The 22,711-nt window shown below is 61.4% G+C and carries 20 protein-coding genes and 2 tRNA genes; 5 read left to right on the plus strand and 17 right to left on the minus strand.

The window, feature by feature from the left end:
* Positions 1 to 174 precede the first annotated feature (174 nt).
* From I6L38_RS13925 to I6L38_RS13940, 4 genes are all read right to left on the minus strand, one after another.
* The gene (locus I6L38_RS13925) at positions 175 to 1,458 is read right to left on the minus strand and encodes a glycosyltransferase (protein ID WP_216988646.1); all 1,284 of its coding nucleotides are present in this window, start codon (positions 1,456 to 1,458) and stop codon (positions 175 to 177) included.
* Complete coding sequence (locus I6L38_RS13930) at positions 1,458 to 2,333, minus strand: TauD/TfdA family dioxygenase (protein ID WP_019839532.1); 876 nt, start codon at positions 2,331 to 2,333, stop codon at positions 1,458 to 1,460. The genes I6L38_RS13925 and I6L38_RS13930 overlap by 1 nt, the downstream gene beginning before the upstream one ends.
* A gap of 10 nt (positions 2,334 to 2,343) precedes the next feature.
* Positions 2,344 to 3,318 carry an L-tyrosine/L-tryptophan isonitrile synthase family protein gene (locus I6L38_RS13935; RefSeq protein WP_216988647.1) on the minus strand — a complete coding sequence of 325 codons (975 nt, stop codon included), beginning with the start codon at positions 3,316 to 3,318 and terminating at the stop codon, positions 2,344 to 2,346.
* Positions 3,319 to 3,844: 526 nt separating this feature from the next.
* Positions 3,845 to 4,693 carry a patatin family protein gene (locus I6L38_RS13940; RefSeq protein ID WP_024941211.1) on the minus strand — a complete coding sequence of 283 codons (849 nt, stop codon included), beginning with the start codon at positions 4,691 to 4,693 and terminating at the stop codon, positions 3,845 to 3,847.
* A 140-nt stretch (positions 4,694 to 4,833) separates the two neighbouring features.
* Here I6L38_RS13940 and I6L38_RS13945 point away from each other — a divergent pair, with 140 nt between their 5' ends.
* The 3 genes from I6L38_RS13945 to fumC all read left to right on the plus strand — a co-directional run bounded on the left by I6L38_RS13945 (position 4,834) and on the right by fumC (position 8,705).
* Entirely contained in the window at positions 4,834 to 6,198 is a 1,365-nt protein-coding gene (locus I6L38_RS13945; protein ID WP_216988648.1) for an endonuclease/exonuclease/phosphatase family protein, read from the plus strand.
* A 310-nt stretch (positions 6,199 to 6,508) separates the two neighbouring features.
* Positions 6,509 to 7,237 carry a dipeptidase PepE gene (gene pepE / locus I6L38_RS13950; protein ID WP_216988649.1) on the plus strand — a complete coding sequence of 243 codons (729 nt, stop codon included), beginning with the start codon at positions 6,509 to 6,511 and terminating at the stop codon, positions 7,235 to 7,237.
* A 73-nt stretch (positions 7,238 to 7,310) separates the two neighbouring features.
* Positions 7,311 to 8,705: a class II fumarate hydratase gene (gene fumC / locus I6L38_RS13955; RefSeq protein WP_216988650.1), complete on the plus strand. Its 1,395-nt coding sequence runs from the start codon at positions 7,311 to 7,313 to the stop codon at positions 8,703 to 8,705.
* A gap of 67 nt (positions 8,706 to 8,772) precedes the next feature.
* Here the strand turns inward: fumC and I6L38_RS13960 are convergent, their stop codons facing one another.
* Positions 8,773 to 9,147 carry a DUF1090 domain-containing protein gene (locus tag I6L38_RS13960; protein WP_216989592.1) on the minus strand — a complete coding sequence of 125 codons (375 nt, stop codon included), beginning with the start codon at positions 9,145 to 9,147 and terminating at the stop codon, positions 8,773 to 8,775.
* Positions 9,148 to 9,324: 177 nt separating this feature from the next.
* Here I6L38_RS13960 and I6L38_RS13965 point away from each other — a divergent pair, with 177 nt between their 5' ends.
* Positions 9,325 to 9,678 carry a DsrE/DsrF/TusD sulfur relay family protein gene (locus I6L38_RS13965; protein WP_005298170.1) on the plus strand — a complete coding sequence of 118 codons (354 nt, stop codon included), beginning with the start codon at positions 9,325 to 9,327 and terminating at the stop codon, positions 9,676 to 9,678.
* A 134-nt stretch (positions 9,679 to 9,812) separates the two neighbouring features.
* Positions 9,813 to 10,895, plus strand: coding sequence for a protoglobin domain-containing protein (locus I6L38_RS13970; RefSeq protein ID WP_005298168.1), 1,083 nt, complete (start codon positions 9,813 to 9,815; stop codon positions 10,893 to 10,895).
* On the opposite strand, the gene I6L38_RS13975 is transcribed toward I6L38_RS13970, so the two are convergent.
* From I6L38_RS13975 to tpiA, 12 genes are all read right to left on the minus strand, one after another.
* Entirely contained in the window at positions 10,889 to 12,109 is a 1,221-nt protein-coding gene (locus I6L38_RS13975; RefSeq protein ID WP_367948954.1) for an MFS transporter, read from the minus strand. The genes I6L38_RS13970 and I6L38_RS13975 overlap by 7 nt on opposite strands.
* Positions 12,110 to 12,234: 125 nt before the next feature.
* Positions 12,235 to 14,373, minus strand: a complete 2,139-nt coding sequence (pnp, locus tag I6L38_RS13980) for a polyribonucleotide nucleotidyltransferase (protein WP_005298164.1) — start codon at positions 14,371 to 14,373, stop codon at positions 12,235 to 12,237.
* A gap of 167 nt (positions 14,374 to 14,540) precedes the next feature.
* On the minus strand, positions 14,541 to 14,810 hold the full coding sequence (gene rpsO / locus I6L38_RS13985; RefSeq protein WP_005298162.1) for a 30S ribosomal protein S15: 270 nt from the start codon (positions 14,808 to 14,810) through the stop codon (positions 14,541 to 14,543).
* A 143-nt stretch (positions 14,811 to 14,953) separates the two neighbouring features.
* Positions 14,954 to 15,904, minus strand: a complete 951-nt coding sequence (gene truB, locus I6L38_RS13990) for a tRNA pseudouridine(55) synthase TruB (RefSeq protein WP_019839525.1) — start codon at positions 15,902 to 15,904, stop codon at positions 14,954 to 14,956.
* Position 15,905: 1 nt separating this feature from the next.
* A complete protein-coding gene (gene rbfA / locus I6L38_RS13995; protein WP_005298154.1) occupies positions 15,906 to 16,340 on the minus strand; it encodes a 30S ribosome-binding factor RbfA in 435 nt (144 codons plus the stop codon).
* Between the two features lie 55 nt (positions 16,341 to 16,395).
* Positions 16,396 to 19,098 (minus strand): translation initiation factor IF-2, encoded by a 2,703-nt coding sequence (gene infB / locus I6L38_RS14000; RefSeq protein ID WP_005298153.1) that lies wholly within the window; start codon positions 19,096 to 19,098, stop codon positions 16,396 to 16,398.
* 20 nt (positions 19,099 to 19,118) lie between these two features.
* Complete coding sequence (gene nusA, locus I6L38_RS14005) at positions 19,119 to 20,621, minus strand: transcription termination factor NusA (protein ID WP_005298150.1); 1,503 nt, start codon at positions 20,619 to 20,621, stop codon at positions 19,119 to 19,121.
* A 14-nt stretch (positions 20,622 to 20,635) separates the two neighbouring features.
* Positions 20,636 to 21,094 carry a ribosome maturation factor RimP gene (gene rimP, locus I6L38_RS14010; protein WP_005298148.1) on the minus strand — a complete coding sequence of 153 codons (459 nt, stop codon included), beginning with the start codon at positions 21,092 to 21,094 and terminating at the stop codon, positions 20,636 to 20,638.
* A 166-nt stretch (positions 21,095 to 21,260) separates the two neighbouring features.
* Positions 21,261 to 21,337, minus strand: a tRNA-Met gene (locus tag I6L38_RS14015).
* 92 nt (positions 21,338 to 21,429) lie between these two features.
* Positions 21,430 to 21,514 (minus strand) — tRNA-Leu (locus I6L38_RS14020).
* A gap of 7 nt (positions 21,515 to 21,521) precedes the next feature.
* Complete coding sequence (gene secG / locus I6L38_RS14025) at positions 21,522 to 21,848, minus strand: preprotein translocase subunit SecG (protein WP_010633113.1); 327 nt, start codon at positions 21,846 to 21,848, stop codon at positions 21,522 to 21,524.
* A complete protein-coding gene (gene tpiA, locus I6L38_RS14030; RefSeq protein WP_005298144.1) occupies positions 21,849 to 22,613 on the minus strand; it encodes a triose-phosphate isomerase in 765 nt (254 codons plus the stop codon).
* Positions 22,614 to 22,711 lie beyond the last annotated feature (98 nt).

Below are 22,711 nucleotides of genomic sequence, written 5' to 3' on the forward strand. Positions count from 1 at the left end.
CATTCTTTCCTGAGTCGGCCAAAATTTCAACGTCGAAAACGCTCTTTTTTGCATGAAAAAGCGCATCCGGCGCCACTGGCACAGCCTGCTGTCATGATGGCCACGCTAGCAGCACCAAACTGAGCAGAAGCTGAACAAAAAGGGAGGCCGTCTGGCCTCCCCTTCATCACGCTATCAAGGTCGTCCGCCGAGCAGATCCGCCACCGTCCCGGCGATGGCGGCGCGGCCATCGAGCGCCGCCATCTCTTCGGCCAGCAGCCGCGCCCGGGCGCGGTAGCGCGGCTCACGCACCACCTTGCGTACCGCCGTGGCCACCATGGCCGCCGTCGGCTCGTTGCTGTGCAGATTGATGCCGGCCCCACTCCAGGCCACCCGGGTCGCCACCTCCGCCTTGTCCTCTCCGGTGCCCGCCACCACCAGCGGCACCCCGTGGGCCAGCGCGGACTGCACCGAGCCGTAGCCGCCGTTGGTCACCAAAGCGGCGGCGCGGGGCAGCGCCAGCTCGAACGGCACGTGGTCGGTGACGATGGCATTGGCCGGGATGGCATCACCCAGCAGCGCCGGATCCCGCCCGCCGGTGGTCAGCAGCAGTTGCAGCTCGTCGCCGGCCAGCCCCTGCATGGCCGGCAGCAGCAACTGCCCCAGATCCACGTTGGCCAGAGTGCCCTGGCTGACGATGACCAGCGGTCGCTCATCGAGCCTCTCCCACCAGGGCGGCGGCGTCAGCTCAAGCCGGGGTGGCAGCAGCGGACCGACATAACGGATCACCCCCTCGAGCTCCGGCCGCTCATATTCAAAGCCGGCACAGGATAGCTGCAAAAAGGCATCGGGCGCCGTCACCATCACGTCGGTGAAGGGGGCCGTCAACGGCGGCGCCCCCGCCTCGGCCAGGGCGGCATCGAAACGCTGTTGCACCTCCCTTTGCAGTTGCCGGGTCGGCTCATCGAGCCAGGGCAGCTCGCCAAGGGAGCGGCGCAGCTCGGGGGGAATGCGCGGGCCGTAGAAGATGGCGTCCGGACTCGAGAAAGAGACAGGGTTCACCCCCAGCATCAGGATCGGCACCGGCCGGCCATGGGGCTGCTGCAGCAAGGGCAGCACCCCGTAGAAGCCGTTCTCCACCAGCAGCAGATCCACCCCCTCCGCCGCGATCAGCGCCCTCAGCTGCCTGTCGTGCTGCGCCATGGGAGCGGCGAAGAAGCGCTTGAGCGCCAGCGCCATCTGGGCGGTGCCGCTCAGGCTGGCCCGCTCGGGAAAGTGCCGCTCCAGCGACCGGTAGTCAAAGTCCACCTCGGGGGCGAGGGGCACGAACTCGGCGCCGGTGTCACGGATGTGCCGCTCGAACAGGGCGCCGCACAGCATCAGCACCCGGTGCCCCTGCGCCACCAGCAGACGAGCCGCCGCCAGCATGGGATTGACGTGGCCCGGGGTGGCGGTGGCCGCCAGCAACAGGGTCGCCATCACGCCGCCCCTTGCGGCGCCAGCGCCGGGTTGAGGCAGACCGGGCTGGCCTGGATGTGGACCCGCTGGATGTGGCGCGCGGAGCGGGCGGTGAACCCCTCGCGGCCGTGCAGCAGGCCGAGGTTGTCGGCGATCACCACGTCTCCCCCTTGCCACTGATGGGCATAGAAGTAGCGCGGGTCGTAGAGCCGCTCGTGCAGATCCTGCAGAAAAGCGGCCTGCTCGGCCGGCGCCACCCCCTCGATGTCGAGGGCATGCTGGTTGAGAAAACGCACTCCCTCGCGCGGCGGCTCGTTGTAGCGCAGCACCGTCTCGCCGCTCACCGGGTGGGTCACCAGCAGTGGCGAGCTCACCTGGCCACCGTAGTGCACCACCTGCTTGATGCGATAGGTGATGTGCACCCGCTCCCAGCGGGCCAGCCGCTCGCCATCGAGCTCGGTGAGCAATTGGCGGGTATTGATGAAGGTGGTGCGCCCCCCTTCGTCCGCCGCCGGCGCGTGCACGCAGTGAAACAGCTGGAACTCGGGCAGGGTCGGCTTGTACATGCCGTCCCAATGCAGCGGCACATAGCTGGAGTCGAAGATGTGGTCGGTGGCGTTCTCGTGCTCCTTCACGTCCAGCACGGCGCCGAAAGGCCACATCATGATCTCTCCCCACTCCTCGCCGTAGCGGGTCAGCCGCTCGGCATCGGTGAAGCCCGACTCGAACCCGCGCAGGATCAGCACGCCGTGGCGGCGGGCCAGCTCGCGCAGCGCCTCGATAGCCAGGCTCTGCACCGGCTGGCCATTGCGGGCCGGCTCAATCAGCAAGCCGAACGGGGCCTGCGGCAGAATGCGGCAGCGCTCGCCGCCGAGGGTAACGATGGATGCAGTCATGGGAAACTCCTCAGGCGGCGGCCTGCTTGCCGTTGATCAGGTAGTGGCTCGGACGGCCGTGGATGTGGACCAGCTCATGCTCCATCGCCAGCACGTCGCGCCGCTTCATCAGCACGAACTGGCCATCCAGGTTGGCCACCACTCCGTGCCAGGGGGTGAGCCAGTCATCCCGGGTCGGCAGCATGTGAATGCCCATCTTCAGGCTGTGGCTCGCCTGGGGGTGGATGGAGAGGCGGATCGCCTCGGGGAAGCGCTCCGCCAGCAGGTTGCCCCAGGCGCGGCTGCGCTGGATCACCGCATGAGTGCGCCCCTTGGCATCCCGCTGCAGCGCCGTGTTGGAGAGCGGGGTGTCCGGCAGCTGGCTGTCTTCATAGAGGAAGCGGGTCATGGCACGATAGAGGCGAATGCCCTCCTCGGTGCTTCTTACCTCTTGGGCAATCAGTTCCAGTGGCTCGGCGTAGCGCTCCACCAGCTGTTCGCGCAGGGTGTCGAAGTCGCGGCTGGCGCAAAACTCGGCCATGCCCGCCACCATGCCCAGGTGGAAGACCCCGAGATGGGTCGCCCCCAGCTCCAGGATCAGCTGCTCGATATGGGCCTGATAGGCATCGATGGCCGGATCGGGCACCCGGATGAGGTCACCGAACACGTGGCCATCCGAGCAGATGAGGATCCGCATGCCGGGCGCATAGTGCAGCTGGATGCGCTGGCAGAGGTGGTTGAGAAAACTGAGGGAGAGCCGCTCCGCCATGTCCGGCAGAGAGCCCAGCACTTTGTTAGGATTGGGCGACTTGGTGGGAAAGGCGGGCAACACGCAGAGGATGGTTTCGCCCCGCTCGATGAAGTCTTGCAGACGGGGGATCTGGATGGCGGCCACCTCGGCTTCCTCCTGCTGCCGATCCAGGATGGGATCGGGGAAGCGGCGGCGATAAGGCAACAGCTCGGCAAATATATTCTGGGCAATTTGATGGGAAGATAAACCACTCATTATTCCGGCTCCTTTGGCAGGATTAAAATCAATAAAGATGACTCTTTATCAATGCGTCCAGTCTCTGTTGTTATTATTTGCGTATCCGTTTGCTACCCAAACGAATCGAGAGGGGACAGTAGCCGAGATAAAGTCAGGCTATCAATTCGCCATTGATGTAAACAGCTTCAACCCTGCGCTAATAATCTTTACCGCATAAGCAATTCACATTTATCTATATGAATAAAAACAAAATAATGAATATTAAAGCGGTTACAAAAAACCCTTTTCCAAAAAAGTTCCCTAGCCATTATTTTATTTGGTCACAAGTTGACTCAGCCATTATTTAGCAGAGCTTAATAGTGATAGCGGCTCAACGGAATAATAGTGACCACTTCGCCGAAAATATCGCAAACAATTATTTATTCACATAATAAGCCGATGCGCCATGGCCGGGTTCCGGGATGGCGCAGACACAAAAAAACCGGGTTGCCCCGGTGCTTTGCATCTCGTCTCAGCGACGCTGCCTATGGTCGACCGAATCTCCTCAGGCCGGCACCGGCTCCGCCGCCAGATAGTCGAGGGCTGCCTGCCAGCCCATCCGGTAACCCTGCTCCAGCCTCGCCCGGTCGGTGGTCATGCGGCCGACCCGAAAGTTTGCCGGCGGTACTATGACCCGGATGCGGCAATCGGCCGGCGGCTGGCGGATGAAGTCGATGGCATCGTTGTAGCTTTGATGGCGCGACAGGCTGGCGCGAGCCAGCGCCGGCGTCTCGCGCAGCAGGTAGCGATGCAGGGCAGGCAGGCGCGGCGCCCGCTTGCGATAGCCCAGCGGCCGGGAGAGCACCACTGTGATGTCGCGCGCACCCTGCTCATAGGCGTGGCGCACCGGAATGGAGTCGGCCACCCCGCCGTCCGTCATGGCCTCCCCGTCGATGCGCACGAAATCCCGGTAGACCAGCGGCACCGAGCAGGAGGCCTTGATCTGCTGCTCCAGCTCGGCGGCATTGGCCTTGAGGTAGGCGGCCTGGCCGTCCGCTACCCGGGTGGTCACCACGGTCAGCGGCACCGGGTTGGCGGCAAAGCGCGCCAGATCGAGCCGGCACTCGCGAATGGTGATCGCCCACAGCCAGTCGAGATCGAGCCAGTGACCGCCGCGCACGAACTTGGCCAGGTTGATGAACTCGGGACGGCAGGAGTAGTCGGTGATGACGTTGTGGTTGCGCCCCTGCTGGCCGGCCAGAAAGGCCGCCAGATTGACCGCCCCGGCCGACACCCCGATGCAGTGATCAAACGCCGTGCGCCCCTTGGCCAGAAACGCATCCAGCACCCCGGCGGCAAAAATGCCGCGCATGGCGCCCCCCTCGACCACCAGGGCCGTTTGTCGCCGACTCATCTCGCCTCCCCGTTTTGCTCTGTGAATGGTCTCACACTTTGGCCCATTCAGAGCCCGGCTGCCTGCCGGGATCCCTATAATGGGCCCTCCTTCGCTCCCCATGAGCAAGGTATAACTTATTGATGCTACGGAATATTACAATGAAAAATATCAGCAAGTCCCTGCTCGCGGCTGCCATTTCCCTCGGATTGATGGCAGGCTGTAACAGCCAGAATGACTCCGAGACCCCGACGCCCATGGTTCGCTTCGCTACTTTCAACCTCTCCTTCGATCGCACCGCCGCCGGCATGCTCGCCGGTGAACTGGCTCTGAGCCGCACCGAGCAGGACGCCCTGCTGGCCCGCCTCGCCGACGGCACCTTGAGCGGCGCCGAGAAGACCAAGGCCCTCGACGTGCAGCAGATCCGCAACATCGCCGAAATCATCCAGCGCACCCGACCCGACGTCTTCCTGCTCAACGAATTCGACAATGACGGCAAGGGCAGCGACACCAAAGACCTCAAAGCCTTCAACGACAACTACCTGGCCCACGCCCAGCACGACGAGGTGAAGGCCATCAGCTACCCGGTGCTGCAGAACTTCGCCACCAACACCGGCCTGATGAGCGGCCATGACCTCAACCTGGACGGCAAGGTCAACAACGGGCCGGACGACGCCTGGGGCTTTGGCAACTATCACGGCCAGTACGCCTTCGCCGTGATGTCCCAGTACCCCATCGATACCAAACAGATCCGCACCTTCCAGAAATTCAAGTGGAAGGATATGCCGGGCGAAACGAACCCCGTCATCGACGACTGCAACAATGCCAAGGCGCCGATCCCGGCCGGCCGCCAGTGCGGCGATGCCTGGTATGACGACGCCGCCTGGCAGGCCTTCCCGCTCTCGTCCAAGAACCACGCCGACGTGCCGGTGCGCATCAAGCGCGGCAACAAGGAGGAGGTGATCCACTTCCTCATCTCCCACCCGACCCCGCCCATCTTCGGCAACGCGGCGCGCCACAACGTCAAGCACAACCGGGCCGAAGTCGCCTTCTGGCAGGACTACGTGGAGACCGCCAGCTACATGGTGGATGACGCCGGCAAAGCCGGTGGCCTGCCCGCGGGTGCCAAGTTCGTCATCGCCGGCGATCTCAACGCCGATCCCCAGATTGGCGATGGCGACCTGACCGCCATTCAGGATCTGCACAACCATGCGCTGGTCAATCAGGCCGTTACCAACGGCGCCCTGATCCCGGTCAGCCAGGGCGGCCCCGAGTGCCTCGCCAGCCAGCCGGATCAGTGTAAGCGCAACAACAACCGCCCCACCCCGGAGCGCATCACCAGCAGCAGCGGCCTGCAGCTCGACCACGTGCTGCCCTCCGCCAACCTGAACGCGGTCGCCTCCGGCGTGTTCTGGCCGGCCAGCTTCGAGCCTGGCTACCACCTGGTGTATGACGCCAAGCTGGGCATCGCCAAGGGAGTCAGCTCGGATCACCGCCTGGTGTGGGTCGACTTCAAGCTCGACTGATCGCGCCAGACTGACCAAGGGGGCCTGCGGGTCCCCTTGTGCTTTTGTGGCCGCCGATGAAATTCAAAGAGACCCCTGGATCTCCTCTGCTCTACAGCCTCATCGCGTCCATATGCCACCCGCTCGGCACCATGACCCCAGTCGCAGGCCCATCAGTGCCTGACCTCTCTTTGGTCAAAAAACGGTCTCATCAGGGTACATGGCGAGTCGATCACAGAACCCGACGCCGGATCGGGCTAGAATGGGGGCTTCCGTCACCCGGCCTGGGCCGGTGACCTCTTCGCGCTTTCACTTATCGAGGACACGCTTCATGGAACTGCTTCTTCTCAGCAACGGCAAAGCCACCGAATGCCCGGGTCTGCTCGGCTGGGCCCGGGATCGGGTGCAAACCCTGCTCGCCCGCAAACAGGTCAAGCGCATCCTGCTCATCCCCTACGCGGTGATCCGCAGCGACTGGGATGCCCGTGCCCTGGAGCTCAGCGAGAGCCTGGGAGTGGAGGCCATCAGCATCCACCAGTTTGACGATCCGGTGGACGCCATCCAGCAGGCGGAGGCCATCTTCATCAGCGGCGGTAACACCTGGCGCCTCAACCAGCTGCTGCACGAAAACGGCCTGGTGGTGCCCATCCAGCGCGCCGTGCGCGAGCGGGGCGTGCCCTATGTGGGCTGGAGCGCCGGTTGCAACGTGGCAACTCCGAGCATTCGCACCACCAATGACATGCCGGTCTGCAGCGCAGCCGTACTGCCTGCGCTGGGGCTGTTCCCGCTGCAGATCAACCCCCACTACCTGGACGCCAGCATCAGCGGCCACATGGGGGAGACCCGCGACGAGCGCCTGGCCGAGTTCTGCGCCATCAACCCGAGCGAGCACGTGGTGGCCCTGCGCGAGGCGAGCCTGCTGCAGGTAAGTGGCGAGCAGATCGAGTACTGGAGCGCCCGCGGCGAAGGCTTCAAGATCTTCAAGTACGCCGAGACCACCCAGGAGTTCAGCACGGTGGCGCCGCTGGCCGAGCTGACGCCGTTTCGCCCCCGCGGCTGAATGGCACTGACCGGCGGATAATTCGACAGGGGCGCAGGATGTCGCCCCTTTTTCGCAATGAAGGGAGAACGAGATGAAGAGCAGGAGTGAACACGACAGCTTCGGCGCGATCGCCGTACCGGCCGACCGGCTGTGGGGAGCCCAGACCCAGCGCTCCCTGCAGCACTTCGATATCTCCGGCGAGCGCCAGCCGATGGCGCTGATCCACGCGCTGGCCCGCATCAAGTCGGCCTGTGCCCGGGTCAATCACGCCAAGGGGCTGCTGCCCGCCCGCACGGCGCAGGCCATCATGAGCGCCGCCGACGAGATCCTGTGCGGCCAGCATGATGAGGAGTTCCCGCTGCGGGTATGGCAGACCGGCTCCGGCACCCAGACCAACATGAACCTCAACGAGGTGCTGGCCAACCGGGCCAGCGAGCTGCTCGGCGGCCCCCGCGGCGAGGGGCGGCTGGTGCACCCCAACGACGAGGTGAACAAGAGCCAGTCCAGCAACGACGTCTTCCCGAGCGCCATGAACCTGGCCGCCGTCACTACCCTCACCCGGCAACTGCTGCCCGCCCTGGCCACCCTGAGCGCCACCCTGGCCGGCAAGGCGGCTGCCTTCGACGACATCGTCAAGATAGGCCGCACCCATCTGCAGGATGCCACCCCGCTCACCCTGGGGCAGGAGTTCTCCGGCTGGGTCGCCCAGCTCGAGCAGGGGGAGCGCCATATACGCGCCGCCCTGCCCCATCTGTGCGAGCTGGCGCTGGGGGGCACCGCCGTCGGCACCGGCCTCAACACCCCGCCCGGCTTCGCCGAGGCGGTGGCCGCCACCCTGGCCGAGCAGACCGGCCTGCCGCTGGTGAGCGCCCCCAACAAGTTCGAGGCGCTGGCCGCCAGCGACGCCCTGGTCCATGGCCACGGCGCCCTCAAGACGCTGGCCGCCTCCCTCATGAAGATCGCCAACGACGTGCGCTGGCTGGCGAGCGGCCCCCGCAGCGGACTCGGCGAGCTGCTCATCCCGGAGAACGAGCCCGGCTCCTCCATCATGCCCGGCAAGGTCAACCCGACCCAGTGCGAGGCACTCACCATGCTGTGCGCCCAGGTGATGGGCAACGACGTGGCCATCAACATCGGCGGCGCCAGCGGCAACTTCGAGCTCAACGTGTTCCGGCCGATGATCGCCCACAACTTCCTGCAGAGCGTGCGGCTGCTGGCGGACGGCATGCAGAGCTTCCACGATCACTGCGCGGTCGGCATCAGCCCGAACCAGCCCCGCATCGACGAGTTGCTGGCCCGCTCCCTGATGCTGGTAACGGCGCTCAACCCTCATATCGGCTATGACAAGGCGGCAGAGATCGCCAAGCGGGCCCACCATGAGGGGCTCAGCCTGCGGGAGGCGGCCATCGCCTCCGGTCACCTCACGGCGCAGCAGTTCGATGCCTGGGTGGTGCCGGCCGACATGGTCGGCCGGCGCGGCAGCTGAAGCACCCTGGCGGAAGAGACGAGATAAAAAAGAAGCCGGGCTGCGCCGGCTTCTTTTTATCGAAAAATCAGGATTTGGTAAGCTTGCTGAGTGCGTCCAGCTCGCGCTGGGCGGCCAGCAATTTGGTCTGGGCCTCTTCCAGCTTGGCCTGCTTCTTGGCGATCTTGTCGGGCTTGCCCGTCACCCGGGCGTTCTGCAGCTCGACTAACCGCTCGTTGACCTGCTCCCTGAGCTCGGCCACCCGCTGCTGCTGCTCCTTGAACAGGCCCGCATCGGTGCAATGGGTCTCGATATTGCGCAGGGCCCGCTCCAGCCCGGCCACCTGGTCCCCGTTGTCGTGCGCCTTGGCAATGGCCAGCTGCTCCTTGACGGCCTGCTGGCGCGCCTTGCAACCTACAGCCTCACTGCCATAGGCCTGACCGGCCAACAGCAGCATGCTCATTCCGATAACCTTCCACATAACGACCTCGTTCCCCTGTCATGTTTGATGGCCGCCTATCAGACCGTACTCAGCCGGCCGGGTCAAGGCGCGGGCAAACCGCTACGACAGAGTTTGTGCAACGTCACGCCAATGGTGGGCTGCTGGGTCTACAATGGCGACTTTCATGAGGAGTCTGTTATGAATCAAGAGATTGTCATCATCGCCAACGGCGCCCCCTATGGCAGCGAATCCCTGTTCAATGCCCTGCGCCTGGCCATCGCCCTGGGCGAACAGGGCGGTACCAGCCTGAAACTGTTTCTGATGTCCGATGCGGTCAGCGCCGCCCTGGCGGGCCAGGCCCCGGCCGAGGGCTACAACCTGCGCCAGATGCTGGAGATCCTGCTGGCCCAGGGGGTCACCATCCGCCTTTGCAAGACCTGTACCGATGCTCGCGGCATCACGGCACTGCCGCTCATAGAGGGGATCGAGATCGGCACCCTGCCGCTGCTGGCCCAATGGACTCTGGCCGCCCACAAGGTGCTCACCTTCTAGCACAAGGCAAAAATGGGCGCAGAGTTGATCTGTCACAACACTGCGCCATTTGAAAACCTGCTCCCGGCTGTTAATGTCTACACTGTCAATTACATAACAATGTGTGCGCCTTTATTTTTGCTCGGGAAACTGTCATGAACCCAACCGAACAGACGCTGCTGGAGCAGATGCGGATCACAGAGTTCGAAATCGCCCATCGCAAGGAGCTGCTGCTGCTGGACGAGCAGGATTTCCTCCTGCTCGCCAGCTATCGTCCCAAGATCGAGCCCCACATCGACGCCCTGGTCGATAAGTTCTATACCCTGCAGACCGGGATCACCGAGATTGCCCTGCTGATCGGCGACGCCGACACCCTGACCCGGCTGCGGGCGGCCCAGCGCCGCTACATTCTCGACCTGTTCAGCGGCCTGTATGACCTGGAGTACGTCAACAACCGGCTGCGGATCGGGCTGGTGCACAAGCGGATTGGGGTGGAACCCAAGCTCTACCTGGCCGCCATCAACACCCTGAAAGGGCTGCTCATCGAGGATATCTTCACCCAGATCCCCAGCGAGCAGGAGCGGGTCACCATGCTCACCGCCCTCGACAAGCTGTTCCTGTTCGACATCACCCTGGTGTTTGAGACCTATATCCGCAGCCTGGTGTCGGAGATCGAATCCTCCAAGGAGAAATCCGAGCTTTACGCCAAGGCGCTGGAGGAGAAGGTACGCGAACGCACCCAGCAGCTGGAGGAGATGAGCCGGACCGATGCCCTCACCGGCCTGCTCAGCGTGCGCCATCTGCAGGAGAACCTCACCCGCACCCTGCGCACCTGCCAGCGTCGCTCCGAGCCGGTGGTCATCGCCTACCTCGACATCAATGACTTCAAGCAGATCAACGACACCCAGGGCCATCAGCGCGGGGACGAGATCCTGCGCATCGTCGGCGACTGCATTCGTCAGGTGTCACGGGTGGAAGATTGCTGCTTCCGCTACGGCGGGGATGAATTCTGCCTGATCCTGCCCAACTGCAACGAGGATCAGGCCAGGGACGTCTTCCTGCCCCGTCTCAACAAGACACTGGCCGAACGTACCGGTGACGTGACCCTCAGCATAGGGCTGGTGCAGACCGGGCCGGTGCAGTTCGACGAGGGCAACAGCCTGATCCGGCTGGCGGACGAGCGCATGTATGCCGCCAAGAAGGCGATGAAACAGGTCGCCCAGAAGGGTACTCACTGACCCGGGTTGGCCCGGGCCAGCTCGGGCCGCGGCATGCGGGCGCCCCACTCATAGAGCAGGAAGGTCAGCAGGCAGAGCAACGCCATCAACGCATAGAGCAGTTGCCCGTTCCACTGGGCAAGGATCCAGCCTCCCAGCAGAGCGCCGATGGCGCCACCCAGCCCGGCCAGCGCGCCGGCCCCGAAGTAGCTCCCCTTCAGATGCGGGGGCGACATCTGATCGATCAGCACGTTGAGCAGCGGGAACAGTATGGTCTCCCCTACGCTCAGCATCAGCACGGCGCCGATCCAGTGCGACCACTGCTGTGGATCCCCCAGCGCAAACAGCACCTGAGCCCCCAGAAACAGGGTGATGCCGACCTGCAGGCGCACCTTGCCCGGCCAGCGGGCCAGCAGATGTAGCAGAGGAAACTGCAGCAGCACCACGGTCAGGGCATTGGTGGCCACCAGGATGGCGATGAGGCTTGCCACCTCCGGGGTCCCGGCCCGGGTCAGGTACTGCACCAGCGGTGAGTGGAACTGGGAATAGACCAGGTTCATCAGCAGGTTAGCCAGCACCAGCAGCAAGAAGCCCCGATCCCGCCACAGCACCTTGATGGCCACCCGCAGGCCCAGCTCGTTGCCACGGGTCGCCGCAACCCTCCCTTGCGCAAATCCCCAGAGGAAGGCAGCCCCCAGCAGCAGATAGCTGCCGCTGAGCAGCAGGAAGGTCTGCTGCTGGGCATTGATGCCCAGGGTCACCCCCAGCAAGGGGCCGAGGGCCGCCCCCAGGTTGAGCAGAAAGTAACGCAGGTGCAGTGCCAGCTCACGGGCCTTGGCCGAAGCCAGACTATCGGCCATCAACGCCTTGCCGGGCGCATCGATGAGACCGGAGGAGAGGCCGCTGCCGAGCACCCCGAGCCCGAGCCAGAACATAGAGTGGGAAAAGCCGAGCAGACCGTAGCAGAGCACGGAGACCAGGCAGCCCGCCAGCAAGATGTTGCGCCGCCCCAGCTTGTCGGAGAGCCAGCCGCCATAGAAGCTGACCAAGGTGGAGATAGCCGCGGTCGCCCCCAGCATGGCGCCGATGGTGGTCGCCGAGAGACCATACTCCCGATAGAGCAAGATGGAGAGAAACGGCCAGACCATGTAATAGCTGGTGCGCACCATGAAGGTGCCCAGGATCACGGTCCAGACCAGGGGAGGAAACTGCCTGAGGAGGGCCCACGACATCACACTGCTCCTTGTTGCCCGTCGCGCGAGAAGCCTTTCGTTATAACAATGGGCCTCAAGAGAGACAACATCAGGCCACAAATATAAAAAAAGCCGACCCAGAGGTCGGCTTTTCACGGCTCGGCGACTTATTCGGCAGCCGGCTCTTCGACGGCAACGGCAGCCGGAGCGGCGGCAGCTTCGGTCGGGGCGTTCGCTTCCTTGATGGAGAGACGTACGCGGCCCTGACGGTCCACTTCCAGTACCTTCACCTTCACCACGTCACCGATCTTCAGGTAGTCGGCCACGTTCTGCACGCGTGCATCGGTGATCTGGGAGATGTGTACCAGACCGTCTTTGCCCGGCAGGATGTTGACGAAGGCGCCGAAGTCGGCCAGACGGACGACCTTGCCTTCGTAGATGCGGTTCACTTCGATCTCGGCGGTGATGGCCTCGATGCGGCGGATCGCTTCCTTGGCGGCATCACCATCAACGGCGGCGATGCGGACGGTACCGTCATCATCCAGCTCGATGTTGGTGCCGGTCTCTTCGGTCAGGGCGCGGATCACGGAACCACCCTTGCCGATGACGTCCTTGATCTTCTCCGGGTTGATCTTGATGGTGTGGATGCGCGGGGCGAAATCGGAGATCTCGGCACGCGGAGCCTGGATGGCTTCGTCCATCACTTTCAGGATGTGCAGGCGAGCACCACGAGCTTGCTTCAGGGCAATCTCCATGATCTCTTTGGTGATGCCTTCGATCTTGATGTCCATCTGCAGGGCGGTCACACCTTCGGTGGTACCGGCAACCTTGAAGTCCATGTCGCCCAGGTGATCTTCGTCACCCAAGATGTCGGACAGCACGACGAAACCTTCTTCTTCCTTCACCAGACCCATGGCGATACCGGCAACGGAGGCCTTGATCGGCACACCGGCGTCCATCAGCGCCAGGGAGGAACCACAGACGGAGGCCATGGAGGAGGAGCCGTTGGATTCGGTGATTTCAGACACCACGCGCACCACGTACGGGAACTCGTCGGCGCTCGGCATCACGGCAGCAACGCCGCGCTTGGCCAGACGACCGTGACCGATTTCACGACGTTTCGGGCTACCCATCATGCCGGTCTCACCGACGCAGTATGGCGGGAAGTTGTAGTGCAGCATGAAGCGATCGGCGCGGTTGCCGGTCAGCTCGTCAATGTTCTGGGCGTCACGCTCGGTACCCAGGGTCGCAACGACCATGGCCTGAGTTTCACCACGGGTGAACAGGGCGGAGCCGTGGGCACGCGGCAGTACGCCGGTGGCGACGGACAGGGCGCGAATCATTTCCGGATCGCGACCATCGATACGCGGCTCGCCACGAACGACGCGACCACGGACGATGCGGCTTTCCAGGCTGTGGAACTCTTCGCCGATCTTCTTGGCATCTTCTTCCACGCCGGAAGCGATCACTTGCTCAACCACGCGAGCCTTGATGGCACCGATGGTTTCGTAACGCACGGCCTTCTCGGTGATGCGGTAGGCTTCACCCAGCTCAGCTGTCGCCAGCTCGGCAACCTTGGCTTTCAGCGCTTCGTTGACGGCAGGCGCAGTCCAGTTCCACGGCTTGGTGCCGACGTCGGCAGCGAATTCGTTGATGGCGTTGATAACGGCCTGCATCTGCTCGTGACCAAAGACCACGGCGCCCAGCATCACCTCTTCGGAGAGGATGGCCGCTTCGGATTCCACCATCAGCACGGCGTTGGCGGTACCGGCAACCACCAGGTCCAGATCGCTCTGGGGCAGTTCGGTGGTGGTCGGGTTGAGCACGTACTGGCCGTTCATGTAACCCACGCGGGCTGCACCGATCGGGCCGCCGAACGGGATGCCGGAGATGGCCAGCGCCGCGGAGGCACCGATCATGGCAACGATGTCAGGAGAGACGGCCGGGTTCACGGACATGACGGTGGCAACCACCTGAACCTCATTGAGGAAGCCTTCCGGGAACAGCGGACGAATAGGACGGTCGATCAGACGGGAGATCAGGGTCTCGCCTTCGCTCGGGCGACCTTCACGACGGAAGAAACCACCCGGGATACGACCAGCAGCATAGGTACGCTCCTGATAGTTGACGGTCAGCGGGAAGAAATCACGGCCGTGATCGGCCTCTTTCTTGCCAACGACGGTCACAAATACGCAGGTATCGTCCATGCTGACCATGACGGCCGCAGTGGCTTGACGGGCCATCACACCGGTTTCCAGAGTGACGGTGTGTTGACCGTACTGGAATGACTTTACAATAGGATTCACGTGAATTTCCTTTTTACAATTTGGCGCTTTAAATTCGCGTGCAAGTATACTTGATTCGATGCAAAAGGTAAGCAGTGACACAAATTCTGTGATGGCGGCAACAGCCTGACGCACAATAAAAAAGGGGAACCCGGAGGTTCCCCTTTTTCGCGAAATCTGATGGTCGATTAACGACGCAGACCCAGCTTGGCGATCAGAGCAGCGTAACGCTGAACGTCTTTACGCTTCAGGTAGTCCAGCAGCTTACGACGCTGGGAAACCATGCGCAGCAGACCGCGACGACCGTGGTGATCCTTGGAGTGCTCCTTGAAGTGACCTTGCAGATGGTTGATCTGGGCAGTCAGCAGGGCAACTTGCACTTCGGGGGAGCCAGTGTCGTTGGCGCAACGAGCGTTGTCAGCAACGATTTGAGCTTTGATCTCAGCATTTAGAGACATGGTAATACTCCAGTAGAGTGTTTAAAGGTTCACAGCCAATCTCTAATTCAGCCGTGAAATGAGGGCGATATCATAATCGTCCCCGCCCCTTTTCGCAACGATAAAGACGCGCAACGGGCAAGCAACCTGATACCGCCGGAGGATCACTCCTCGTCGTGGTAGCGCACCAGACGCTTGGGCGCCACGCGTCCCTCGTCGTCGATCTCGCCAACCCCGATGAATTCGCGCTCCGGGCCGACCGTCATGCGGACCTGGCCGCTCTGCGGGCTGCCTGCCACCTGCACGGCCTGGCCCTGGTTCACATAGGCGGCCACGGCAGCCAGCATGTTCACCTCGGGCAGGGAGGCCACCGCGGTATCCATCGGCAGCAGCAGGGGATCCAGCTGCTCGCGCGGCGGAATGCTCTCAGCCTTGGCCTGCTCAAAGATGCACTCGAGCTGCTCCAGGGTCAGCATCCGCTCATAGGGGTAGCTGGCTACCTGGGTGCGGCGCAGCTGGGTGACGTGGGCGCCACAGCCCAGCACTTCCCCCAGATCGTCCACCAGGGAGCGAATGTAGGTACCCTTGCTGCAGTGCACTTCAAGTCGCACCTCATCCCCTTCAAAGCTCAGCAGTTTGAGCTCGAAGACGGTGATGGGACGGGCTTCACGCTCGATCTCGATGCCTTCACGGGCATATTCGTAGAGCGGACGGCCGTTGTGCTTGAGGGCCGAATACATGGACGGCACCTGCATGATGGGGCCGCGGAACTGGTCCAGCGCCTCGATCAGGGTACCCACGGCCACGTTCACCGGACGGGTGGAGACCACCTCGCCATCGGAGTCGCTGGTGTTGGTACGCTCGCCCAGCTTGGCGGTCACCTCATAGCGCTTGTCCGCCTCCAGCAGATACTGGGAGAACTTGGTGGCCTCGCCGAGGCAGATCGGCAGCATGCCGGTTGCCAGCGGATCCAGGGCACCGGTGTGACCGGCCTTGGCGGCGTTGTAAATCCGTTTGACCTTCTGCAACACATCGTTGGAGGTCAGGCCGGTCGGCTTGTCCAGCAGCAGGATACCGTGTACGTCACGGCCCTTGAAACGACGTCTACGAGACATCTCAGGCTTTATCCTCAGTAGTGTCATCCGGCGCGGCTTCGTCTTCTTCACGACCAGATTCGGCCATGCGACGCTTGTCTTCGCGGATGGTGTTGGTCACCAGGTTGGAGAGGCGCATCCCCTCAACCAGGGTCTGATCATAGAAGAAGCGCAACTCGGGCACCACGCGCAGGCGCATGGCGCTGCCCAGCAGGCTGCGGATGTAGCCGGCGGCTTCGGTCAGCGCCTTGAGCCCTTCCTTGATGCGCTCGGCATCATTTTCCAGCTGCAAGAAGGTGACATACACCTTGGCGTAATTGAGGTCACGGGACACTTCCACATCGGAAACGGTCACCATGCCGATGCGCGGGTCTTTTACCTCGCGCTGCAGAATGAGCGCGATTTCGCGCTGGATCTGCTGTCCGACCCGACGGGTCCGGCTAAATTCTCTGGCCATATTCTATCCTGCGATAAAAGGGGGCCGCGGCCCCCTATTTAATCTGACTCTTGGCTTACAGAGTCCGTTGGATTTCAACGGTCTCGTAAACTTCGATCTGGTCGCCTTCGCGTACGTCGTTGTAGTTCTTGACCGCGATACCACACTCGTAGCCGTTCTTGACTTCGTTGACGTCATCCTTGAAGCGACGCAGGGATTCCAGCTCGCCTTCATAGATAACCACGTTGTCGCGCAGAACGCGAATGCGGTTGGAACGCTTGACCACACCTTCGGTAACCATACAGCCGGCAACGGCGCCGAACTTCGGTGACTTGAAGACGCTGCGCACTTCGGCCAGACCGATGATTTCCTGACGGTACTCGGGGGCCAGCATGCCGCTCATGGCCTGCTTCACTTCGTCGATCAGGTCATAGATAACGGAGTAGTAACGCAGATCCAGGCTCTCGGCATCGATGACCTTGCGAGCAGAAGCATCGGCACGGACGTTGAAGCCCACCAGGATGGCACTGGACGCGGCCGCCAGAGTGGCGTCGGTCTCGGTGATACCACCCACGCCAGAACCGACGATCTTCACCTTCACTTCGTCGGTGGAGAGCTTGACCAGCGCATCGCAGATCGCTTCCACGGAACCCTGTACGTCGGCCTTGATCACCACGTTCACTTCGGACACTTCGCCTTCGGTCATGTTGGCGAACATGTTCTCCAGCTTGGCCTTCTGCTGGCGAGCCAGCTTGACTTCGCGGAACTTGCCCTGACGATAGAGCGCCACTTCACGGGCTTTCTTCTCGTCACGCACAACTGTGGCTTCGTCACCGGCAGAGGGAACGCCGGACAGGCCGAGGATTTCCACCGGCAGGGACGGACCCGCTTCCTTGATCTCGCGACCCAGCTCATCACGCATGGCGCGGACACGGCCGTATTCGAGACCGCACAGTACGATGTCGCCCTGACGCAGGGTGCCTTCCTGTACCAGCACGGTGGCAACCGGACCACGGCCCTTGTCGAGGAAGGACTCGATCACGACGCCGTTGGCCATGCCGTCAACCACGGCTTTCAGCTCCAGTACTTCAGCCTGGATAAGAATGGCTTCCAGCAGGTCGTCGATGCCTTCGCCAGACTTGGCGGAGACGTGCACGAACTGGCAGTCACCACCCCAGTCTTCGGACATGACGTTGTAGCGGGCCAGCTCGGTCTTGACGCGATCCGGATCCGCTTCCGGCTTGTCGATCTTGTTGACCGCAACAACCAGCGGCACACCGGCAGCCTTGGCGTGCTGGATGGCTTCGATGGTCTGCGGCATCACGCCGTCGTCAGCAGCAACAACCAGCACCACGATGTCGGTTGCCTTGGCACCACGAGCACGCATGGAGGTAAACGCCGCGTGACCCGGGGTATCCAGGAAGGTGATCATGCCGCTGTCGGTCTGTACGTGGTACGCACCGATGTGCTGGGTAATACCACCGGCTTCACCGGCAGCCACCTTGGCTTTACGGATGTAGTCCAGCAACGAGGTCTTGCCGTGGTCAACGTGACCCATGATGGTTACGACCGGCGCGCGCGGCTTGGCTTCGGAGGTCTCGTCACGATCGGACAGCACCGCCTCTTCCAGCTCGTTCTCACGACGCAGCACCACCTTGTGACCCATCTCCTCGGCGACCAGCTGAGCAGTCTCCTGGTCGATCACCTGGTTGATGGTGGCCATGGCACCCATCTTCATCATCACCTTGATGACTTCAACACCCTTGACGGCCATCTTGTTGGCAAGCTCAGCCACAGTGATGGTCTCGCCGATGATGACGTCACGGTTGACGGCGGCAGCCGGCTTGTTGAAGCCGTGCTTCATGGCATTCGGGGTAGCCACCTTGCCACGCTTGCCTTTACGGGCGCGCGGGTCACGGGAGTTGCGGTCGTTGCGATCGTCGTCGCGGCGACCGGCCTTCTTCGGCCCCTTGGCAGCAGCAGCGGTGCGGCGGCTGGTCTCTTCCTTGCGATCCAGTTCATCTTCAGCAGCCTGGGCGTGCTTGGAGGTGGTCACATGGTAATCGCTGCTCTCTTTGGCGCGAGCGGCTTCTTCTTCAGCCCAGCGGGCTGCGTTCTGTTCCGCCATGACGCGAGCCTCTTCGGCTTTCTTGGCGGCGAGTTCTTCAGCCTTTTGCAAAGCTGTTTGTTCCTGTTGGCGCTTCAGTTCTTCTGCTTCGCGCTTGGCCATCTTTTCTGCCTCTTGCTGAGCTGTGCTACTGGCTGCTTTGGCGGGCTGTTGAGCCTGTCGAGCCTTTTGTTGTGCCTCGATCCGCGCCTTTTCCTCAGCTTCACGACGAGCCTGCTCAGCCTCACGGCGAGCCTTCTCTTCAGCATCGAGACGAGCCTTCTCTTCGGCTTCGCGACGAGCTTTTTCTTCTGCTTCCAAACGCGCTTTTTCCTCGGCTTCCGCCTGACGCTGTTCATCTTCCAGCGCCGAGCGTCTTACATAGGTGCGAGACTTGCGCACTTCTACCTGCACTTCCTTGTTCTTGCCGCCAGTCCCCTGAACACTGATGGTGCTCTTGGTCTTGCGTTGCAAGGTCATGCGGGCAGGTGCGGCGACCTCGTCACCTCCATGCTGTTTCTTCAGGTGAGTCAGCAGAGTCTGTTTCTCAGACTCGCTGACCATGTCGTCGGCCTTGCTCTTGCTGATACCGGCATCGACAAACTGCTGGAGAAGACGATCAACCGGTGTGTCGATGTCAGTGGCAAGTTGTTTGACTGATACTTCTGCCATTCATTTTCCTCCGTTTGATCTTAACTAGACTGCTCTTCTCCGAACCAACAGATATTGCGAGCAGCCATAATCAGCTCACCGGCCTTCTCGGCGGTCAGCCCTTCGATATCAGCAAGGTCATCGATGCCTTGCTCTGCCAAATCTTCCAGGGTACCGATGCCGCGAGCGGCCAGGGCGTACGCCATTTCACGGCCGAGGCCGTTCAGATTGAGCAGTTCTTCGGAAGGTTCAACACCTTCAAAGGATTCTTCTTTGGCCAGCGCCTTGGTGGTCAGGGCGTCTTTGGCACGCTTGCGCAGCTCTTCGACCATGTCTTCATCCAGACCGTCGATGGCCAGCAGCTCGTTGACCGGTACGAAGGCGATCTCTTCCAGGGTGGAAAAGCCCTCTTCCATCAGCAGGCCGGCGAAATCGTCATCGATGTCGAGGGTGCTGGTGAACAGGTTCATGATGCGGTCGTTTTCGGCCTGGTGCTTGGCACGCATGTCCTCGACGGTCATCACGTTCAGTTCCCAACCGGTCAGCTGGGAGGCCAGACGCACGTTCTGACCGTTGCGGCCGATGGCCTGAGCCAGGTTGGCGGCTTCCACGGCGATGTCCATGGTGTGGTTGTCTTCATCGACGATGATGGAGGCCACATCGGCCGGCGCCATGGCGTTGATCACGTACTGGGCCGGGTTGTCATCGTACAGCACAATGTCGGCGCGCTCGCCGCTCAGCTCGGCGGAGACCGCCTGAACACGGGCACCGCGCATGCCGATACAGGCACCGATCGGGTCTATGCGGCGATCGTTGGTCTTCACCGCGATCTTGGCGCGGGAACCCGGATCACGGGCGGCGCCCATGATTTCGATCATCTCTTCGCCGATTTCCGGCACTTCGATGCGGAACAGCTCTTTCAGGAAGTCCGGGCTGGAGCGGCTGACGAACAGCTGGGAACCACGGGCTTCCGGACGCACAGCGTAGAGCAGACCGCGGATGCGGTCGCCCGGACGGAAGGTCTCGCGCGGCAGCATGTCGTCGCGGAAGATCACGGCCTCGGCGTTGCTGCCCAGATCCAAGATCACGTTGTCGCGGTTGCTCTTCTTGACCACGCCACTGATGATGGTGCCTTCTTTGTCCTTGAACTGGTCAACGACTTGTGAACGCTCGGCTTCGCGCACTTTCTGCACGATGACCTGCTTGGCGGTCTGGGTGGTGATGCGGTCGAAGGTGACGGAGTCGATCTGATCTTCAACATATTCACCGATCTGGATGTCCGGCTGCTCGATCTGCGCCGCTTCCAGGGTGATCTCGGCGTAGGGGTTTTCCATGGCGGCCTGATCCGCGATGACGACCCAGCGGCGATAGGTGTCGTAGTCGCCGGTCTTGCGATCGATCTCTACCCGAACTTCGATCTCGCCTTCATATTTTTTCTTGGTCGCCGTCGCCAGTGCGGTTTCCAGAGCCTGGAAAATCTTCTCGCGGGGAACCGCCTTCTCGTTGGACACTGCGTCAACGACCAGCAAAATCTCTTTATTCATATCCGATAGCCTCGTTAACCAAAGTTCGGCACTATGTTCGCTTTTTGGATATTGGTGAAAGCCAACACTTCGTCCTTACCATCTACCGTCAGAGTGATCATGTCGCCCTGCACGGCTTTGATTACGCCTTTGAACTTGCGGCGGTTGTTTGTTGCCATCCGAAGCGAAACCGCCGCCTCTTGGCCAACGTATTTTTCGAACTGGGCAACCTTGAACAGGGGACGATCCAGACCCGGGGAGGACACCTCGAGGTAATACTCCTCGGTGATGGGATCCTCGACGTCCATGATGGCGCCAACCTGATGGCTGACTTCTGCACAGTTCTCGACGCTCACGCCATGCTCGCCGTCGATGTAGACGCGCAAGGTGGAGTGTTTACCCGCACGGATAAACTCGATACCCCACAGTTCAAAACCCAAGGCAACGACAGGAGCCTCGAGCAGATCGGTCAAACGTTGTTCCAACGTAGCCAAAGTCACCCTCCGAAAAACAAAAAAAGGGCATAAAGCCCAGATAGAAATAGATTCAGAGTAAATTGCACATAACAAAAAGCCCCGATGTCAAATCGGGGCTTGGCGCTTTACCCTGATTGTCGCCTCGCAGCGACCGCCTTCCTGAGCGTAGGAAATGCGTGAAATTTGGTTGCGGGGGCCGGATTTGAACCGACGACCTTCGGGTTATGAGCCCGACGAGCTACCATGCTGCTCCACCCCGCGTCCGAAATCGTGCGAGATTATAGCCACTTCACTCTCGTCACACAAGACTGACTGGCTATAACACACCTGGTCACCCAGGCTTACTGCTTAATTGGTGCCGTGGGCGGGACTCGAACCCGCACACCCTAGAGCACTACCCCCTCAAGATAGCGTGTCTACCAATTCCACCACCACGGCAAAACTCTTACTCGGGAACGTCAGTGTCTTTCTTTACTGGCGCTTTGCTCTGCTCAACCTGTTGGGTCTGTTGCAGATTTTCCCATTCACTACCCTGTTTGACCTTGTTGCTGGACATAGAGCCAAGCACCAGGCTAATCAAAAAGAACAGAGTAGCCAAAATCGCTGTTGTGCGGGTCAGGAAACTGCCTGAACCACCGGAGCCGAATACGGTATTCGATGCCCCTGCGCCGAAGGAGGCGCCCATGTCAGCCCCTTTACCTTGCTGAATCATCACCAGACCAATCAGAGCCAGTGATACCAGCAGATAAACGACCAAAAGAATCTCGTACATTTAACTTGCACCCTTTGCCGCTTCAACAATTCCTAAAAACGTCTGGTCATCGAGACTTGCTCCACCAATCAGGCCGCCGTCAACGTCGGGCTGGGCAAACAACTCTCTCGCATTGGCCGGTGTCACGCTCCCACCATAGATGATTCTGACTTTCTCACCTATGACCGGAGTATCCTCCGCCAAGCGACCACGTATAAAGGAATGAACCTCTTGTGCCTGCTCGGGTGTGGCGCATTTACCTGTACCTACAGCCCAAATCGGCTCGTAGGCGATGATAGCATTATCGAAAGCCATCGCGCCATTTTTCTCTATGACGATATCCAGCTCTTCGGCAATCACCTCGAAGGTTCTTCTTGCCTGCCTTGCCGCACCCGACTCGCCCAAACAGAGGATTGGAACAAGTCCTGCCGACCTGGCTGCCGCAAACTTCTCTGCGACGATAAAACTGGTCTCACCAAAGAGACGCCTGCGCTCGGAGTGCCCTACCAATACGTAGCGACACCCTGCCTCGACCAGCATCTGACACGAGACTTCACCCGTGTAAGCGCCCTGTCTGTGCTGGCTCACATTCTGAGCCCCCAACTTCATCACCCTCTGCTCACCGAGCAGAGCGGCCGTGAAGTCGAGATGCACATGGGATGGACACAAGACCACGTCTACCTGCTCACCAATACCTTTCAGGCATTGACCGGCAAACTGCTCTAACTGCGACCTACTACCGTGTAACTTCCAGTTGGCTGCTACAAACGGCTTGCGATGTCCCATCGGCAACTCCCTTGCGAAAGCGGGGCTGATAATATCCAGAGGATTGTCAGCTGACAAGCGCTATTTTTAAATTTTTGAATCGTTTGAACAAGATACAA

Source organism: Aeromonas sp. FDAARGOS 1408 (assembly GCF_019048665.1).
In the GTDB taxonomy this organism is placed as follows: Bacteria; Pseudomonadota; Gammaproteobacteria; order Enterobacterales; family Aeromonadaceae; genus Aeromonas; species Aeromonas dhakensis.

Bases quoted from the DNA above. Each gene is read 5' to 3' on its own strand.
- pepE (WP_216988649.1), top strand. From the start codon at position 6,509: ATGGAACTGCTTCTTCTCAGCAACGGCAAAGCCACCGAATGCCCGGGT.
- I6L38_RS13930 (WP_019839532.1), bottom strand. From the start codon at position 2,333: ATGACTGCATCCATCGTTACCCTCGGCGGCGAGCGCTGCCGCATTCTG.
- infB (WP_005298153.1), bottom strand. From the start codon at position 19,098: ATGGCAGAAGTATCAGTCAAACAACTTGCCACTGACATCGACACACCG.
- I6L38_RS13940 (WP_024941211.1), bottom strand. From the start codon at position 4,693: ATGAGTCGGCGACAAACGGCCCTGGTGGTCGAGGGGGGCGCCATGCGC.
- secG (WP_010633113.1), bottom strand. From the start codon at position 21,848: ATGTACGAGATTCTTTTGGTCGTTTATCTGCTGGTATCACTGGCTCTG.
- nusA (WP_005298150.1), bottom strand. From the start codon at position 20,621: ATGAATAAAGAGATTTTGCTGGTCGTTGACGCAGTGTCCAACGAGAAG.
- I6L38_RS13960 (WP_216989592.1), bottom strand. From the start codon at position 9,147: ATGAGCATGCTGCTGTTGGCCGGTCAGGCCTATGGCAGTGAGGCTGTA.
- rpsO (WP_005298162.1), bottom strand. From the start codon at position 14,810: ATGTCTCTAAATGCTGAGATCAAAGCTCAAATCGTTGCTGACAACGCT.
- I6L38_RS13965 (WP_005298170.1), top strand. From the start codon at position 9,325: ATGAATCAAGAGATTGTCATCATCGCCAACGGCGCCCCCTATGGCAGC.
- truB (WP_019839525.1), bottom strand. From the start codon at position 15,904: ATGTCTCGTAGACGTCGTTTCAAGGGCCGTGACGTACACGGTATCCTG.
- tpiA (WP_005298144.1), bottom strand. From the start codon at position 22,613: ATGGGACATCGCAAGCCGTTTGTAGCAGCCAACTGGAAGTTACACGGT.
- I6L38_RS13925 (WP_216988646.1), bottom strand. From the start codon at position 1,458: ATGGCGACCCTGTTGCTGGCGGCCACCGCCACCCCGGGCCACGTCAAT.
- fumC (WP_216988650.1), top strand. From the start codon at position 7,311: ATGAAGAGCAGGAGTGAACACGACAGCTTCGGCGCGATCGCCGTACCG.
- I6L38_RS13945 (WP_216988648.1), top strand. From the start codon at position 4,834: ATGAAAAATATCAGCAAGTCCCTGCTCGCGGCTGCCATTTCCCTCGGA.
- I6L38_RS13935 (WP_216988647.1), bottom strand. From the start codon at position 3,318: ATGAGTGGTTTATCTTCCCATCAAATTGCCCAGAATATATTTGCCGAG.
- rbfA (WP_005298154.1), bottom strand. From the start codon at position 16,340: ATGGCCAGAGAATTTAGCCGGACCCGTCGGGTCGGACAGCAGATCCAG.
- I6L38_RS13970 (WP_005298168.1), top strand. From the start codon at position 9,813: ATGAACCCAACCGAACAGACGCTGCTGGAGCAGATGCGGATCACAGAG.